This is a genomic window from Escherichia sp. TW09308 (assembly GCF_000208565.1).
Lineage (GTDB): Bacteria > Pseudomonadota > Gammaproteobacteria > Enterobacterales > Enterobacteriaceae > Escherichia > Escherichia marmotae.
Genome location: NZ_AEME01000001.1, coordinates 4,371,799 through 4,387,264, shown reverse-complemented (window position 1 = coordinate 4,387,264; position 15,466 = coordinate 4,371,799). Strand labels below are relative to the sequence as shown.

The 15,466-nt window shown below is 49.9% G+C and carries 14 protein-coding genes and 2 pseudogenes; 12 read left to right on the top strand and 4 right to left on the bottom strand.

Annotated features, from left to right (window positions below; translation table 11 throughout):
• Window positions 1-40: 40 nt before the first annotated feature.
• Both rihA and hscC read left to right on the top strand, forming a co-directional pair.
• Window positions 41-976 (top strand): pyrimidine-specific ribonucleoside hydrolase RihA, encoded by a 936-nt coding sequence (gene rihA / locus ESM_RS0121230; RefSeq protein ID WP_001207490.1) that lies wholly within the window; start codon window positions 41-43, stop codon window positions 974-976.
• 83 nt (window positions 977-1,059) lie between these two features.
• The gene (gene hscC, locus ESM_RS0121225) at window positions 1,060-2,730 is read left to right on the top strand and encodes a molecular chaperone HscC (protein WP_000367917.1); all 1,671 of its coding nucleotides are present in this window, start codon (window positions 1,060-1,062) and stop codon (window positions 2,728-2,730) included.
• Between the two features lie 110 nt (window positions 2,731-2,840).
• Here hscC and ESM_RS0121220 read toward each other — a convergent pair whose 3' ends face one another.
• The gene (locus ESM_RS0121220; protein ID WP_010380735.1) at window positions 2,841-4,292 is read right to left on the bottom strand and encodes a hypothetical protein; all 1,452 of its coding nucleotides are present in this window, start codon (window positions 4,290-4,292) and stop codon (window positions 2,841-2,843) included.
• The gene (locus ESM_RS0121215; protein WP_000356526.1) at window positions 4,289-4,996 is read right to left on the bottom strand and encodes a DUF1266 domain-containing protein; all 708 of its coding nucleotides are present in this window, start codon (window positions 4,994-4,996) and stop codon (window positions 4,289-4,291) included. The genes ESM_RS0121220 and ESM_RS0121215 overlap by 4 nt, the downstream gene beginning before the upstream one ends.
• A gap of 101 nt (window positions 4,997-5,097) precedes the next feature.
• Here ESM_RS0121215 and ESM_RS0121210 point away from each other — a divergent pair, with 101 nt between their 5' ends.
• Window positions 5,098-5,652 carry a tetratricopeptide repeat protein gene (locus tag ESM_RS0121210; protein WP_001035173.1) on the top strand — a complete coding sequence of 185 codons (555 nt, stop codon included), beginning with the start codon at window positions 5,098-5,100 and terminating at the stop codon, window positions 5,650-5,652.
• A gap of 28 nt (window positions 5,653-5,680) precedes the next feature.
• Here ESM_RS0121210 and ESM_RS1000000127970 read toward each other — a convergent pair.
• Window positions 5,681-6,013 (bottom strand): annotated as a pseudogene (locus tag ESM_RS1000000127970) (J domain-containing protein); the annotation flags it as partial.
• Window positions 6,014-6,104: 91 nt separating this feature from the next.
• On the opposite strand from ESM_RS1000000127970, the pseudogene ESM_RS1000000129240 reads away from it, so the two are divergent.
• Window positions 6,105-6,209: pseudogene (locus tag ESM_RS1000000129240) on the top strand (hypothetical protein); the annotation flags it as partial.
• A 74-nt stretch (window positions 6,210-6,283) separates the two neighbouring features.
• Here ESM_RS1000000129240 and ESM_RS0121200 read toward each other — a convergent pair.
• A complete protein-coding gene (locus tag ESM_RS0121200) occupies window positions 6,284-6,766 on the bottom strand; it encodes a zinc ribbon-containing protein (protein WP_001044880.1) in 483 nt (160 codons plus the stop codon).
• 234 nt (window positions 6,767-7,000) lie between these two features.
• Here ESM_RS0121200 and leuS point away from each other — a divergent pair, with 234 nt between their 5' ends.
• The 8 genes from leuS (at window position 7,001) to mrdA (ending at window position 15,464) form a co-directional block, all read left to right on the top strand.
• Complete coding sequence (gene leuS / locus ESM_RS0121195) at window positions 7,001-9,583, top strand: leucine--tRNA ligase (RefSeq protein ID WP_001366479.1); 2,583 nt, start codon at window positions 7,001-7,003, stop codon at window positions 9,581-9,583.
• Window positions 9,584-9,597: 14 nt separating this feature from the next.
• Window positions 9,598-10,176: an LPS assembly lipoprotein LptE gene (lptE, locus tag ESM_RS0121190; RefSeq protein ID WP_001269683.1), complete on the top strand. Its 579-nt coding sequence runs from the start codon at window positions 9,598-9,600 to the stop codon at window positions 10,174-10,176.
• Window positions 10,176-11,207 carry a DNA polymerase III subunit delta gene (holA, locus tag ESM_RS0121185; RefSeq protein ID WP_000620521.1) on the top strand — a complete coding sequence of 344 codons (1,032 nt, stop codon included), beginning with the start codon at window positions 10,176-10,178 and terminating at the stop codon, window positions 11,205-11,207. Before lptE ends, holA begins: the two co-directional genes overlap by 1 nt.
• A 1-nt stretch (window position 11,208) precedes the next feature.
• On the top strand, window positions 11,209-11,850 hold the full coding sequence (gene nadD, locus ESM_RS0121180) for a nicotinate-nucleotide adenylyltransferase (protein ID WP_010380730.1): 642 nt from the start codon (window positions 11,209-11,211) through the stop codon (window positions 11,848-11,850).
• Window positions 11,851-11,873: 23 nt separating this feature from the next.
• Entirely contained in the window at window positions 11,874-12,485 is a 612-nt protein-coding gene (locus ESM_RS0121175) for an adenosylcobalamin/alpha-ribazole phosphatase (RefSeq protein ID WP_001241903.1), read from the top strand.
• Between the two features lie 258 nt (window positions 12,486-12,743).
• Window positions 12,744-13,061 (top strand): ribosome silencing factor, encoded by a 318-nt coding sequence (gene rsfS / locus ESM_RS0121170; protein WP_001161664.1) that lies wholly within the window; start codon window positions 12,744-12,746, stop codon window positions 13,059-13,061.
• A 3-nt stretch (window positions 13,062-13,064) separates the two neighbouring features.
• Complete coding sequence (gene rlmH, locus ESM_RS0121165; protein ID WP_000776104.1) at window positions 13,065-13,532, top strand: 23S rRNA (pseudouridine(1915)-N(3))-methyltransferase RlmH; 468 nt, start codon at window positions 13,065-13,067, stop codon at window positions 13,530-13,532.
• 30 nt (window positions 13,533-13,562) lie between these two features.
• A complete protein-coding gene (gene mrdA / locus ESM_RS0121160) occupies window positions 13,563-15,464 on the top strand; it encodes a peptidoglycan DD-transpeptidase MrdA (RefSeq protein ID WP_000776176.1) in 1,902 nt (633 codons plus the stop codon).
• The last annotated feature ends 2 nt before the right edge of the window (window positions 15,465-15,466 follow it).

Here is a 15,466-nt window from a genome sequence, read left to right as displayed (position 1 = left end):
GTTACCCTTGTCGCAAAGAAGCACACAACAAGGAGCAACAATGGCACTGCCAATTCTGTTAGATTGCGACCCAGGTCATGATGACGCTATCGCAATAGTTCTCGCCCTCGCCTCACCAGAGCTTGATGTCAAAGCCATCACATCCTCCGCCGGAAACCAGACGCCCGATAAAACATTACGTAATGTTCTGCGTATGCTGACCCTACTTAATCGCACCGATATTCCGGTGGCTGGTGGCGCAGTAAAACCGTTAATGCGTGACTTGATTATCGCGGACAATGTGCACGGCGAAAGCGGCCTGGACGGCCCGGCATTGCCGGAACCGGCGTTTGCGCCGCAAAATTGCACGGCGGTGGAGCTGATGGCGAAAACGCTGCGCGAAAGTGCTGAACCCGTCACGATAGTTTCCACCGGACCACAAACTAACGTTGCGTTGTTGCTCAACAGCCACCCGGAGCTGCATAACAAAATCGCTCAAATTGTGATTATGGGCGGCGCGATGGGACTCGGTAACTGGACGCCAGCGGCAGAATTTAATATTTACGTTGACCCGGAAGCGGCGGAAATTGTCTTCCAGTCAGGGATTCCGGTGGTGATGTCTGGTCTGGATGTCACCCACAAAGCGCAAATTCACGTTGAGGATACCGAGCGTTTCCGCGCTATTGGTAACCCTGTTTCAACCATCGTTGCCGAACTGCTGGATTTCTTCCTCGAATATCACAAAGACGAAAAATGGGGCTTTGTCGGCGCACCGTTGCATGATCCATGCACCATCGCCTGGCTGCTAAAACCTGAACTGTTTACCACCGTTGAACGCTGGGTTGGTGTCGAAACACAAGGGAAATATACTCAGGGTATGACGGTTGTTGATTATTACTATCTCACTGGTAATAAACCAAATACCACCATAATGGTCGATGTGGATCGTCAGGGCTTTGTTGATTTACTGGCCGATCGTCTGAAATTTTACGCTTAATACACGTCATTGATTAAGATCACCACGTGAAAATGGGGTGATCTTACTCTGACTCTCTCTTTTTCCTTCAAGATATAAATGCAATGGATAATGCAGAACTCGCCATTGGTATCGATCTCGGTACTACCAATAGTTTAATTGCCGTCTGGAAAGGCGGTACCGCACAATTAATTCCAAATAAATTCGGTGAATATTTAACACCATCCATAATTAGCATGGATGAAAATAATCATATTCTGGTCGGAAAACCGGCTGTATCACGGCGCACTTCGCATCCGGATAAAACCGCAGCGTTATTTAAACGCGCAATGGGCAGTAATACCAACTGGCGGTTAGGCAGCGACACATTTAACGCGCCAGAACTATCCTCTTTGGTATTACGCTCATTAAAAGAAGATGCCGAAGAATTTCTGCAACGTCCGATTAAAGATGTGGTGATCTCCGTTCCGGCTTATTTCAGCGATGAACAACGCAAGCATACCCGTTTAGCAGCGGAGTTAGCCGGGTTAAATGCAGTACGCTTAATTAATGAACCCACAGCAGCCGCGATGGCGTATGGCCTGCATACGCAACAAAACACCCGCTCGCTGGTTTTTGATCTCGGAGGCGGCACGTTTGACGTCACGGTGCTCGAATACGCCACGCCGGTGATTGAAGTTCACGCCTCCGCTGGCGACAACTTCCTTGGTGGCGAAGATTTTACTCATATGCTGGTGGATGAAGTGTTAAAACGCGCCGCAGTGGCTAAAAACACGCTCAACGAAAGTGAACTGGCGGCGCTGTATGTCTGTGTAGAAGCGGCAAAATGTGGCAATCAATTACCGCTGCACATTCACTGGCAGTACCAGGAAGAAACGCGGGAGTGCGAATTTTACGAGAACGAACTGGAAGATTTGTGGTTACCGCTACTCAACCGCTTGCGTGTGCCTATCGAACAGGCATTGCGCGATGCACGTTTGAAACCGAGTCAAATCGACAGTCTGGTGCTGGTTGGTGGCGCTTCGCAAATGCCATTAGTACAGCGAATTGCGGTACGTCTGTTTGGCAAGTTGCCGTATCAAAGCTACGATCCGAGCACCATTGTCGCATTGGGCGCAGCAATCCAGGCCGCCTGCCGCTTACGCAGTGAAGATATTGAAGAAGTGATCCTCACCGATATCTGCCCTTACTCTTTGGGCGTAGAAGTAAACCGTCAGGGGGTTTCCGGCATTTTCTCACCGATTATTGAACGAAACACGACTGTACCTGTATCGCGTGTAGAAACTTACTCGACCATGCACCCGGAGCAGGATTCAATTACGGTTAATGTCTACCAGGGGGAAAACCACAAAGTTAAGAACAATATTCTGGTGGAGTCCTTCGATGTGCCGCTGAAAAAAACCGGCGCTTACCAGTCTATCGATATTCGTTTTAGCTATGATATCAACGGATTGCTTGAAGTTGACGTGCTTCTGGAAGATGGTAACGTTAAGTCCAGAGTGATTAATCACAGCCCGGTGACGTTAAATGCGCAGCAAATAGAAGAGAGTCGGGCGCGGTTATCGGCATTAAAAATTTATCCGCGCGATATGCTTATTAACCGAACTTTTAAAGCCAAACTGGAAGAGTTATGGGCACGAGCGCTGGGCGATGAAAGAGAAGAGATTGGCCGGGTGATTGCCGATTTTGATGCGGCATTGCAGTCAAACGACATAGCGCGCGTCGATGAAGTTCGTCGGCGGGCGAGCGATTATCTGGCCATTGAGATCCCTTAAGCACGGCTGCCGGATGCGGCGTAAACGCCTTATCCGGCCTACCCGTAGGTCGAATAAGATGCGTTAGCATCGCATCCGACATTGAAGGATAGGATGCGTTAGCCTCACATCTAACTGAACAACATCGCAATTTTGCCGAGTGCATAACCTATCACCAGCACCGTTAAGCTGATTTTGATAATGCTGATAATGCTCTGTGGTTTTTCAATCTCATCATTCTTCTCTTCATGTTTTTCAGGTATTGGCTCATCGACATCTTCATCCACCGGCTCCAGCTTCACTTTTGTCAACAGCATACGAGTGATAATCGCTTCTAACGGATGTGCTTCTCCGCATTCCAGCCGCGCCTTCAGGCGGGCCAGCTTCTCTTGTTTCGGAAACGCTTCCAGCACAACCTGTTCCGCTACCTGATACAGATTCAGTAACGGTGAATCTTGCTCTGTCTCGCTACCGACTTTTGATTTCCACCACGCCCATGCTTTGCGCTTATAAAACAGCGATTCAATAAATGATTGCCCTAAAGAGGATAATTTACCGCTATGTAATATTTGCGCCCACAAAAGCCGTGTTCGGGCGCTCTCGCCTGGAACATATTTCAGCGGCTTACCTTGTGCATCAACCATGCTCTGCGCTTCGATAACCATCACTAACAGCGCGAAATAATCCGGGCAATGTTGCGCACTCCACTGCAACAACAAATTATCCGCTTGCGTCGATGAATGACTCTCCCAGTATGCACAGAGATCGGCAAGCAGGCTTTCCCCCTCGCCGCAGTACAACCGTTGTGCACACTGGTAATAACGGGCATCTTCGCTTTCTGGTTCTTCCGCTTGCCACTGTTGGGCTACAGGAATGAGTTCCGCCATACCTGTTTGCACCGAGCTGTACCAGCGCAACAGTTTGCGATGTAACTTCGCATCATCAGGAATGAACCACGGACCTTCCATCGCTAAAAACGCAGTAACATAGTCAGGATGGTAACGACAGCAGCGTTCCAGCGCGAAGTAATACTCAATAGTCTGGTTTTGTAACGCGACGGGGTATTCCAGAAGGCTAAGAAAATCGAAACAATCCCCAGCCTGAATAGCCTCAAGAAAAGCCTCCCGCTCTTCTTCATCCATTCCTTCGCTGTCACTAAATGAATGCCAGTTCAAACGCCCGGCCAGCAAAGAAGCGCAATTTAATGAAAGGTATCGCGCTTCTATGGCGATTGCGCACAGCGACCAGCGTAATTGATCCACCTCTTCCATATTGTAGTTATTTAATTGTTTAATAAATTTCTGCCAGGCGGAGGGCTGAAAACGTTCACTTTCTGAATTCAGTAATGCCCTGAATGCGCTCAGTGCTTCATGTTCAACTGCGGTGTTGCTCTTTTCATCAACTGATTCTTCTACAGGATTTACCGCCAGTCGCAGCGCCTCTTCATAGGCCTGACGTAATGCTTTAAACCCTTGCGGATCGGTTTCGGGATGACACAACGGTAAGCGAGCAAGATAAGCCTGACGGATAATATCAATTTGCGTTGTGCTTTCGATTTCGAGAATTTGCCAACATGTTTTCATAGGTCGCTCACATCCTTAAGCGTTGCCGGGCATTCAGGCTGAACAGTTAATGGCCGCCAGGGAAGCGTGGCATAGAAACGATCGCTTCCTGCCACCAGTTCTTCAAACATTCGGCTTCCGGCACTATCGTATTTGTACAGGGTTAGCGCCTCGTGTAGCGAAGCGTTGTCTTCACACTGGGAGGATTGCCAGTAGAGACGCCCTAACGAATAGGCGGAAAAATAGTGCATCCAACTGTGATAGTAATAGTGTGCCCGAACATAAACGCGCGATTGCAGCCATAAACTTTCGTCTTCTGTCAGCCAATTATTGAGTACACCGACGCGCGACAAAAACCCCATCCGAACATAATCCCAGGCTTTGATTCCCCCTTCCCCACAGCACATAGCGGTTTGGGCAACGAATTGGGTATAAATCAACCCGCGTTCGGGGCCACCAGCAATTAATGCTTTCCACTCATCAGGGGAAGAGCGATGCCATGCCAGATATAAACCAGCTAAATTATTCGCGTGGCCATCATCAGTCATTTGGTAAATAGTCTGAATTAAATCATCACGATTATTTATTCCCCAGGATGATGAGAGATCAAATTCTTTTATTCCGGTATACATTTTTGGCGAGTCGTGTGCAGGCTTGCATCCCTGATTAAGAATTTCCATTGGCGTAGAAAGCGCAAATAGAAGGTGTTGTTCATCCTTATCCATTTATTAACAATCCTTTAAGTACATTAACTGACTACTTTTTTATTGATGATGAGTATAAACTTGACGCTTTCAAAATAAAAAGAAAATCGAAGCATTGATAAATGAACAAAAAAATATATTTTATATTCGCAATATTTATAGTTGCGGCAATCACTTGTATTAGCCAACCTAAGAAAACGACCTTGCGCGATAAAGCTATGGCGAATTATGTCTTTGATTATTTAAGCGCACCGGGCAGCCTTCCGTTTACCACGGCAGCAACGGAACTTTCCGCCATTCATGGTCACTCAACATCGCAATATCGCCTTGGCGAATTTTATCTTCATGGTAGTAATGGTAAACCGCTGGATTATGCAATGGCGAGGTACTGGTATGAGCAATCGGCGGAACAGGAAAATCCGCGCGCGCAGAGCAAACTAGGGTGGATCTACCTGAAAGGGCTGGGAGTCAAACCCGATACCCGTAAAGCAATTCTCTGGTATAAAGAAGCCGCTAAACAAGGGTATGTTCATGCACAATACACATTGGGTTTGATCTACAGAAACGGCACAGGCATAAACGTCAATAATTATGAAGCCCGCAAATGGTTGAAACTGGCAGCGGAACAACATTATAAAAATGCGGAAGAATTACTTGCAGAGCTTCCCGCACATTAAGATTTTTATCAGCCAACTAAATGGAGAATGCAACGGGTAAATACAGGATGGTCTGGAAGTTAAAAACATTCCCCCTGGCAATGGCATATAAAAAGGATTCCAGTTCTTTTTCGTCTATTATCCCGGCATTTTCCTCCTGCAACCACCGCACTCTTTCTGCTAATAACACGACATACTCGAAAGATAAATAGGCAGCATTCATGGTTATCCTGCACAGCAACCAGCGTAACTTATCAATCTCTTCCATTGAGCAATAATTTAATTGATGAATGAATCGCTGCCAGGTGGACTGCTTAAATCGTTCCTCATCCGAGGATAATAATGCGCGAAATGCCAGCAAAATTTCATGTTCTGCAATTTCAGTGTATTAAGAACATGCATTAGCAGCCAATTTGCCGGGGCGCATTCTCGACGATACAGCCCCCTAAATATGAAGAAGCGGTTGACTGGTAAAGGCTGTCGATCTCCGACAGGCCCTCAACTTGTACCGTAAAGTTCAGTCATCCGCTACAAGAGATGTCAGTAAAGAAATCCGTGAGATTGAAAATTTACTGTAGAGATAAAAACAGATAAGGGTCGGACGATTTTCATTCGACCCAAATTATCTTTATTACTGTGCGAAATCAGACTATTACGGCTCGAACGGGCGTCTCTGGAACTGGTCGTGGCCGCATTTCGGGCATAGCGTCAGCACTTCCGGCGTGTAGATTGGGAGATGAAAATGACATTTCTCGCAGACCAGATTCCCCAGCCCTACCACTTCTCCGCTGTGGTAAACCCCGTGATGGTTGAGATCCTGGAAAACTTCGCGCCACTCAAGCTGCGTTTTATCGGTGATATCCGCCAGCTCCTGCCACAAGCTTTCTTTAATCACCCGCATAAAAACACTGTCAGATTCTTCTTTCAGACTCTCTTCATAGCTCATAGCGAACTCTTCCAGGTCACGTCTGACGGCGCGTGTCAGTTCATCGACCTCGGTTCGCGTTAACTCCCCTGTTTTTATTACGCGCTCGCGCGCCTGTTCTACCAGCGCGTCGATATCACGCTCGCCATTGCGCAGGCGTTCGCTCAGTGACGCGACCAGTTCACGGTAATATTGAGCAACCTTGTTCATCGTTTCATCTCCCGGGTCGTTAACTGACTATAATAATAGACGTTCTTTGTTCCTTACTTTGCTAATACGCCCACAAACTCTGTAAATTAATGTATGAATAATCCGGGCATCATTTCAACGTCGAGTGCGCGAAAGGCTGTTTTGACGCGGACGTTTGGGCTATGCTATGCGGATCTGAAAAACCACCTCAACGCTACATTTGTAGCCGTATTGAAAACAGGACCACTGGCTGCCATGCAAGAGCAATACCGCCCGGAAGAGATAGAATCCAAAGTACAGCTTCACTGGGATGAGAAGCGCACATTTGAAGTAACCGAAGACGAGAGCAAAGAGAAGTATTACTGCCTGTCTATGCTTCCCTATCCTTCTGGTCGACTACACATGGGCCACGTTCGTAACTACACCATTGGTGACGTGATCGCCCGCTACCAGCGTATGCTGGGCAAAAACGTTCTTCAGCCGATCGGCTGGGATGCGTTTGGTCTGCCTGCGGAAGGCGCAGCGGTGAAAAACAACACCGCGCCAGCACCGTGGACGTATGACAACATCGCGTACATGAAAAACCAGCTCAAAATGCTGGGCTTTGGTTATGACTGGAGCCGCGAGCTGGCGACCTGTACGCCAGAATACTACCGTTGGGAACAGAAATTCTTCACCGAGCTGTATAAAAAAGGCCTGGTGTATAAGAAGACTTCTGCGGTCAACTGGTGCCCGAACGACCAGACCGTACTGGCGAACGAGCAGGTTATCGACGGCTGCTGCTGGCGTTGTGATACCAAAGTTGAACGTAAAGAGATCCCGCAGTGGTTTATCAAAATCACCGCTTACGCTGACGAGCTGCTTAACGATCTGGATAAACTGGATCACTGGCCAGACACTGTTAAAACCATGCAGCGTAACTGGATCGGTCGTTCCGAAGGCGTGGAAATCACCTTCAACGTTAACGACTATGACAACACACTGACCGTTTACACTACCCGCCCTGACACCTTTATGGGTTGTACCTACCTGGCGGTAGCGGCAGGTCACCCGCTGGCACAGAAGGCAGCGGAAAATAATCCTGAACTGGCGGCCTTTATTGATGAATGCCGTAACACCAAAGTTGCCGAAGCTGAAATGGCGACAATGGAGAAAAAAGGCGTCGATACCGGCTTTAAAGCTGTTCATCCATTAACTGGCGAAGAAATTCCGGTTTGGGCGGCAAACTTCGTATTGATGGAGTACGGCACTGGCGCAGTCATGGCCGTTCCGGGTCACGACCAGCGCGATTACGAATTTGCCTCTAAATATGGTCTGAACATCAAGCCGGTTATCCTGGCGGCTGACGGTTCTGAACCGGATCTCTCCCAGCAGGCGCTGACGGAAAAAGGCGTGCTGTTCAACTCTGGCGAGTTCAACGGTCTTGACCATGAAGCGGCCTTTAACGCCATTGCCGACAAACTGACGGCAATGGGCGTTGGCGAGCGTAAAGTTAACTATCGCCTGCGTGACTGGGGTGTTTCCCGTCAACGTTACTGGGGTGCGCCAATCCCAATGGTTACGCTGGAAGACGGTACTGTAATGCCAACTCCGGATGACCAACTGCCGGTGATCCTACCGGAAGATGTGGTGATGGACGGCATTACCAGCCCAATCAAAGCAGATCCTGAGTGGGCGAAAACCACTGTTAACGGTATGCCAGCACTGCGTGAAACCGACACCTTCGACACCTTTATGGAGTCCTCCTGGTACTATGCGCGCTACACTTGCCCGGAGTACAAAGAAGGTATGCTGGATTCCAAAGCAGCTAACTACTGGCTGCCGGTAGATATCTACATTGGTGGTATCGAACACGCCATCATGCACCTGCTCTACTTCCGCTTCTTCCATAAACTAATGCGTGATGCAGGTATGGTGAACTCTGACGAACCAGCGAAACAGTTGTTGTGTCAGGGCATGGTGCTGGCAGATGCTTTCTACTACGTTGGCGAAAACGGCGAGCGTAACTGGGTTTCTCCGGTTGATGCCATCGTTGAGCGTGACGAGAAAGGCCGTATCGTGAAAGCGAAAGACGCGGCAGGTCATGAGCTGGTGTATACCGGCATGAGCAAAATGTCCAAATCGAAGAATAACGGTATCGACCCGCAGGTAATGGTTGAACGTTATGGTGCGGACACCGTTCGTCTGTTTATGATGTTCGCATCTCCGGCAGATATGACGCTCGAATGGCAGGAGTCCGGCGTTGAAGGGGCTAACCGCTTCCTGAAACGTGTCTGGAAACTGGTTTACGAGCACACTGCAAAAGGTGATGTTGCGGCACTGAACGTCGATGCACTGACTGAAGATCAGAAAGCTCTGCGTCGCGATGTTCATAAAACTATCGCTAAAGTAACCGATGATATCGGCCGTCGTCAGACCTTCAACACCGCAATTGCGGCGATTATGGAGCTGATGAACAAGCTGGCGAAAGCGCCGACCGATAGCGAGCAGGATCGCGCGCTGATGCAGGAAGCACTGCTGGCCGTTGTGCGTATGCTTAACCCGTTCACGCCGCACATCTGCTTCACCTTGTGGCAGGAGCTGAAAGGCGAAGGCGATATCGACAACGCGCCGTGGCCGGTTGCTGACGAAAAAGCGATGGTGGAAGATTCCACGCTGGTGGTTGTGCAGGTTAACGGTAAAGTCCGTGCCAAAATCACCGTTCCGGTGGATGCAACGGAAGAGCAGGTTCGCGAACGTGCTGGCCAGGAACATCTGGTGGCAAAATATCTTGATGGCGTTACCGTACGTAAAGTGATTTACGTACCGGGTAAACTCCTCAATCTGGTCGTTGGCTAAGCGCGGGAGGAAGCGTGCGATATCTGGCAACATTGTTGTTATCTCTGGCGGTGTTAATCACCGCCGGGTGTGGCTGGCATCTGCGTAACACCACGCAGATTCCTTCCACAATGAAAGTCATGATCCTGGACTCTGGCGACCCGAACGGGCCGTTAAGCCGTGCGGTGCGTAATCAGTTGCGTCTGAACGGTGTTGAGCTACTTGATAAAGAAACTACACGCAAGGATGTCCCATCTCTGCGTCTGGGCAAAGTGAGCATCGCGAAAGATACCGCCTCTGTATTCCGTAACGGTCAAACAGCAGAGTATCAGATGATCATGACGGTGAATGCGACCGTATTGATCCCTGGCCGTGACATCTACCCGATTAGCGCCAAAGTCTTCCGTTCGTTCTTCGATAACCCGCAAATGGCGTTAGCGAAAGATAATGAGCAGAGCATGATCATTCAAGAGATGTACGACCGTGCCGCCGAACAGCTTATTCGTAAGCTGCCAAGCATTCGCGCTGCGGATATCCGTTCCGACGAAGATACGTCGACAACAACGGATACTACAGCAACGCCTGCACGCGTCTCCACCACACTGGGTAACTGATGATTCGGTTGTACCCAGAACAACTCCGCGCGCAGCTCAATGAAGGGCTGCGCGCGGCGTATCTTTTACTTGGTAACGATCCCCTGTTGTTGCAGGAAAGCCAGGACGCTGTTCGTCAGGTGGCCGCAGCACAAGGATTCGAAGAACACCACACTTTCTCCATTGATCCCAACACGGACTGGAATGCGATTTTTTCGTTATGCCAGGCCATGAGCCTGTTCGCCAGTCGACAAACGCTGTTGCTGTTATTACCAGAAAATGGGCCAAATGCAGCGATCAATGAACAACTATTCACGCTCACCGGACTTCTGCATGACGATCTGCTGTTGATCATACGCGGCAATAAGTTAAGTAAAGCGCAGGAAAATGCCGCCTGGTTTACCGCACTTGCCAATCGAAGTGTGCAGGTAACCTGTCAGACGCCGGAACAGGCTCAGCTCCCTCGCTGGGTTGCCACGCGAGCCAAACAGCTCAACCTGGAACTGGATGACGCCGCAAATCAGGTACTCTGCTATTGTTATGAAGGTAACCTGTTGGCGCTGGCACAGGCACTGGAGCGATTGTCGTTACTCTGGCCTGACGGCAAACTGACGCTGCCACGCGTTGAGCAAGCGGTGAATGATGCCGCGCATTTCACCCCTTTTCATTGGGTTGATGCTTTGTTAATGGGCAAAAGCAAGCGCGCGTTGCATATTCTTCAGCAACTGCGTCTGGAAGGCAGCGAGCCGGTTATTTTGTTGCGCACGTTACAACGTGAACTGTTGTTACTGGTTAACCTGAAACGCCAGTCTGCCCATACGCCATTACGCGTGTTGTTTGATAAGCATCGCGTTTGGCAGAACCGCCGGGGCATGATGGGTGAGGCGTTAAATCGCCTAAGCCAGCCGCAGTTACGTCAGGCCGTGCAACTTCTGGCACGAACGGAACTCACCCTCAAACAAGATTACGGTCAGTCGGTGTGGGCAGAGCTGGAGGGGTTATCTCTTCTGTTAAGCCATAAACCACTGGCGGACGTATTTATCGATGGTTGATATGAAATCTTTACAGGCTCTGTTTGGCGGCACCTTTGATCCGGTGCACTATGGTCATCTTAAACCCGTGGAAACACTGGCGAATTTGATTGGTCTGACGCGGGTTACTATCATCCCTAACAATGTTCCTCCGCATCGTCCGCAGCCGGAAGCGAACAGCGCACAGCGAAAACACATGCTTGAACTGGCGATTGCCGACAAGCCTCTGTTTACCCTGGATGAACGCGAGTTAAAGCGCAATGCCCCCTCTTACACTGCACAAACACTAAAAGAGTGGCGGCAAGAGCAAGGACCAGATGTGCCGCTGGCGTTTATTATCGGTCAGGATTCATTGCTGACCTTTCCGACCTGGTACGAATACGAAACTATTCTCGACAATGCACACTTGATTGTCTGTCGGCGTCCCGGTTATCCGCTTGAAATGGCGCAACCACAGTATCAACAGTGGTTGGAAGATCATTTGACGCATAACCCGGAAGATCTGCATCTTCAGTCTGCCGGTAAAATTTATCTTGCTGAAACGCCGTGGTTTAACATTTCTGCGACCATTATCCGCGAACGTTTGCAAAACGGTGAATCGTGTGAGGATTTGTTGCCGGAATCAGTATTGACCTACATTAACCAACAAGGCTTGTATCGCTGATACCTGTCATCACGGAGGGAATGATGCGACTATGGTTAATTCGTCATGGAGAAACGCAAGCGAATGTCGATGGTTTATATAGTGGTCATGCGCCAACGCCACTGACCGCGCGCGGTGTCGAGCAAGCGCAAAGCCTGCATACCCTGCTGCGTGATGTTCCCTTCGATATAGTTTTATGCAGTGAACTGGAACGTGCGCAGCATACCGCGCGGCTGGTTCTCAGCGATCGTCAGCTCTCCCTACACACCGTCCCTGAACTCAACGAAATGTTTTTTGGTGACTGGGAGATGCAGCACCATCGCGATTTGATGCAAGAAGATGCTGAAAATTACAGCGCGTGGTGCGATGACTGGCAGCATACCATCCCGACTAACGGTGAAGGGTTTCAGGCGTTTTCGCAACGCGTAGAGCGCTTTATCGCCGGGCTTAAGGAATATCAGCAATATAAAAATATATTAGTCGTCAGCCATCAGGGCGTGTTGAGCCTGTTAATTGCCCGTTTAATTGGCATGCCCGCCGGGGCAATGTGGCATTTTCGCATCGACCAGGGATGCTGGAGCGCCATTGATATCAACGAAACATTTGTAACCTTGCGTGTCCTCAATAGCCGTGCCATCGGGTTCGAGAGCGCATGACTTTTCTGTTTTTTTACGGGTAAGCCGCAACGACCATTGACAGCCCCGGGCAGGCTGATATTCTCCGCAGCCAGACTTTTTCCGCTAAACACGACTTTGTAGAAATTGTTTTACAAAAATGGCGATGCAATCTGCGGCGCGGGGTGGGATGATAGCCCACTTTCGAAGCCGATTCGGAGACAATTGTCCCGAAATCGCCTCTGGTTCAGGTATACTGACAGACCATTTTATCTTTTTTGATTCACCCAGGGGGAAAACTTGCAGGGTAAAGCACTCCAGGATTTTGTTATCGACAAAATTGATGACCTCAAAGGTCAGGACATCATCGCCTTAGACGTTCAGGGCAAATCCAGCATCACCGACTGCATGATCATCTGTACGGGTACATCCAGCCGTCATGTCATGTCTATTGCCGACCATGTGGTGCAGGAGTCCCGTGCAGCGGGTCTGTTGCCGCTCGGCGTTGAAGGTGAAAACAGCGCTGACTGGATCGTCGTCGATCTGGGCGATGTGATTGTCCATGTTATGCAGGAAGAGAGCCGTCGCCTGTATGAGCTGGAAAAACTCTGGAGTTAATGTGTGAAGCTGCAACTTGTCGCCGTAGGAACGAAAATGCCGGACTGGGTACAAACCGGTTTTACCGAGTACCTGCGTCGTTTTCCAAAAGATATGCCTTTTGAGCTGATTGAAATACCGGCCGGAAAACGCGGCAAGAACGCGGACATCAAGCGCATACTCGACAAAGAGGGTGAGCAAATGCTGGCAGCCGCAGGTAAAAACCGCATTGTCACCCTCGATATTCCAGGCAAGCCCTGGGACACGCCGCAGTTAGCCGCTGAACTGGAACGCTGGAAACTCGATGGCCGCGACGTCAGCCTGCTTATTGGCGGGCCGGAAGGGTTATCGCCTGCCTGTAAAGCAGCAGCAGAACAAAGCTGGTCGCTTTCCGCGCTGACACTCCCCCATCCGCTGGTTCGCGTACTGGTCGCAGAAAGTCTGTACCGGGCGTGGAGCATCACCACCAACCATCCTTATCATCGTGAGTGATAAGAAAGCTTTGAGTAGAAAACGCAGCGGATGAAACTACAGAACTCTTTTCGCGACTATACGGCAGAGTCCGCGCTGTTTGTGCGCCGGGCGCTGGTCGCCTTTTTGGGGATTTTGCTGCTGACAGGCGTGCTTATCGCCAACCTGTATAATCTGCAAATTGTTCGTTTTACCGATTATCAGACCCGTTCTAATGAAAACCGCATCAAGCTGGTGCCTATCGCCCCCAGCCGCGGCATTATATACGACCGTAACGGCATCCCTCTGGCACTCAATCGCACTATCTATCAGATAGAGATGATGCCAGAGAAAGTCGATAACGTGCAGCAAACGCTGGATGCCCTGCGCAACGTGGTCGATCTGACCGATGACGATATTGCAGCCTTCAGAAAAGAGCGCGCACGTTCACACCGTTTTACCTCCATTCCGGTGAAAACTAATCTGACCGAAGTACAAGTTGCACGCTTTGCCGTCAATCAGTACCGTTTTCCGGGGGTGGAAGTGAAAGGCTATAAACGCCGTTACTATCCCTACGGCTCAGCACTGACGCATGTCATCGGTTACGTCTCGAAAATCAACGATAAAGATGTCGAACGCCTGAATAATGACGGCAAACTGGCCAACTATGCCGCGACGCATGACATTGGTAAGTTGGGAATTGAGCGTTATTACGAAGACGTGCTGCACGGTCAGACGGGTTATGAAGAAGTTGAAGTTAACAACCGTGGTCGCGTTATCCGCCAGTTAAAAGAAGTCCCACCGCAAGCCGGGCACGATATTTACCTGACGATTGATCTCAAACTCCAGCAGTATATTGAGACACTGCTGGCAGGCAGTCGTGCGGCTGTCGTGGTCACCGATCCGCGTACAGGTGGCGTTCTGGCGCTGGTTTCCACGCCAAGCTATGACCCGAACCTGTTTGTTGACGGCATCTCCAGCAAAGATTATTCCGCGTTGCTGAACGACCCGAACACACCGCTGGTGAACCGCGCCACGCAGGGGGTTTATCCGCCAGCCTCGACTGTTAAGCCGTATGTGGCTGTTTCTGCGCTTAGCGCGGGCGTCATTACCCGCAATACCAGCTTGTTCGACCCCGGCTGGTGGCAACTACCGGGTTCGGAAAAACGTTACCGTGACTGGAAAAAATGGGGGCATGGCCGCCTGAATGTCACGAGATCGCTGGAAGAATCTGCGGATACCTTCTTCTATCAGGTTGCCTACGATATGGGGATCGATCGCCTTTCCGAATGGATGGGTAAATTCGGTTACGGTCATTACACCGGTATCGATCTTGCTGAAGAACGTTCCGGTAACATGCCTACCCGCGAATGGAAACAGAAACGCTTTAAAAAACCGTGGTATCAGGGTGACACCATTCCGGTCGGTATCGGTCAGGGTTATTGGACTGCAACCCCTATCCAGATGAGTAAAGCACTGATGATCCTGATTAACGACGGTATCGTGAAGGTTCCACATTTGCTGATGAGCACCGCCGAAGATGGCAAACAGGTGCCGTGGGTGCCGCCACATGAACCACCAGTTGGCGATATTCATTCAGGTTACTGGGAGCTGGCAAAAGATGGCATGTTCGGGGTTGCCAACCGCCCTAATGGCACGGCGCATAAATACTTTGCCAGCGCACCGTACAAAATTGCGGCGAAATCTGGTACGGCGCAGGTCTTCGGTCTGAAAGCGAACGAAACTTATAATGCGCACAAAATTGCCGAACGTCTGCGTGACCACAAACTGATGACCGCATTTGCACCGTATAACAATCCGCAAGTGGCTGTCGCTATGATTCTGGAAAACGGCGGCGCGGGCCCGGCGGTCGGTACGCTAATGCGCCAGATCCTCGACCACATTATGCTTGGCGATAACAACACCGATCTGCCTGCGGAAAATCCAGCGGTTACCGCAGCGGAGGACCATTAATC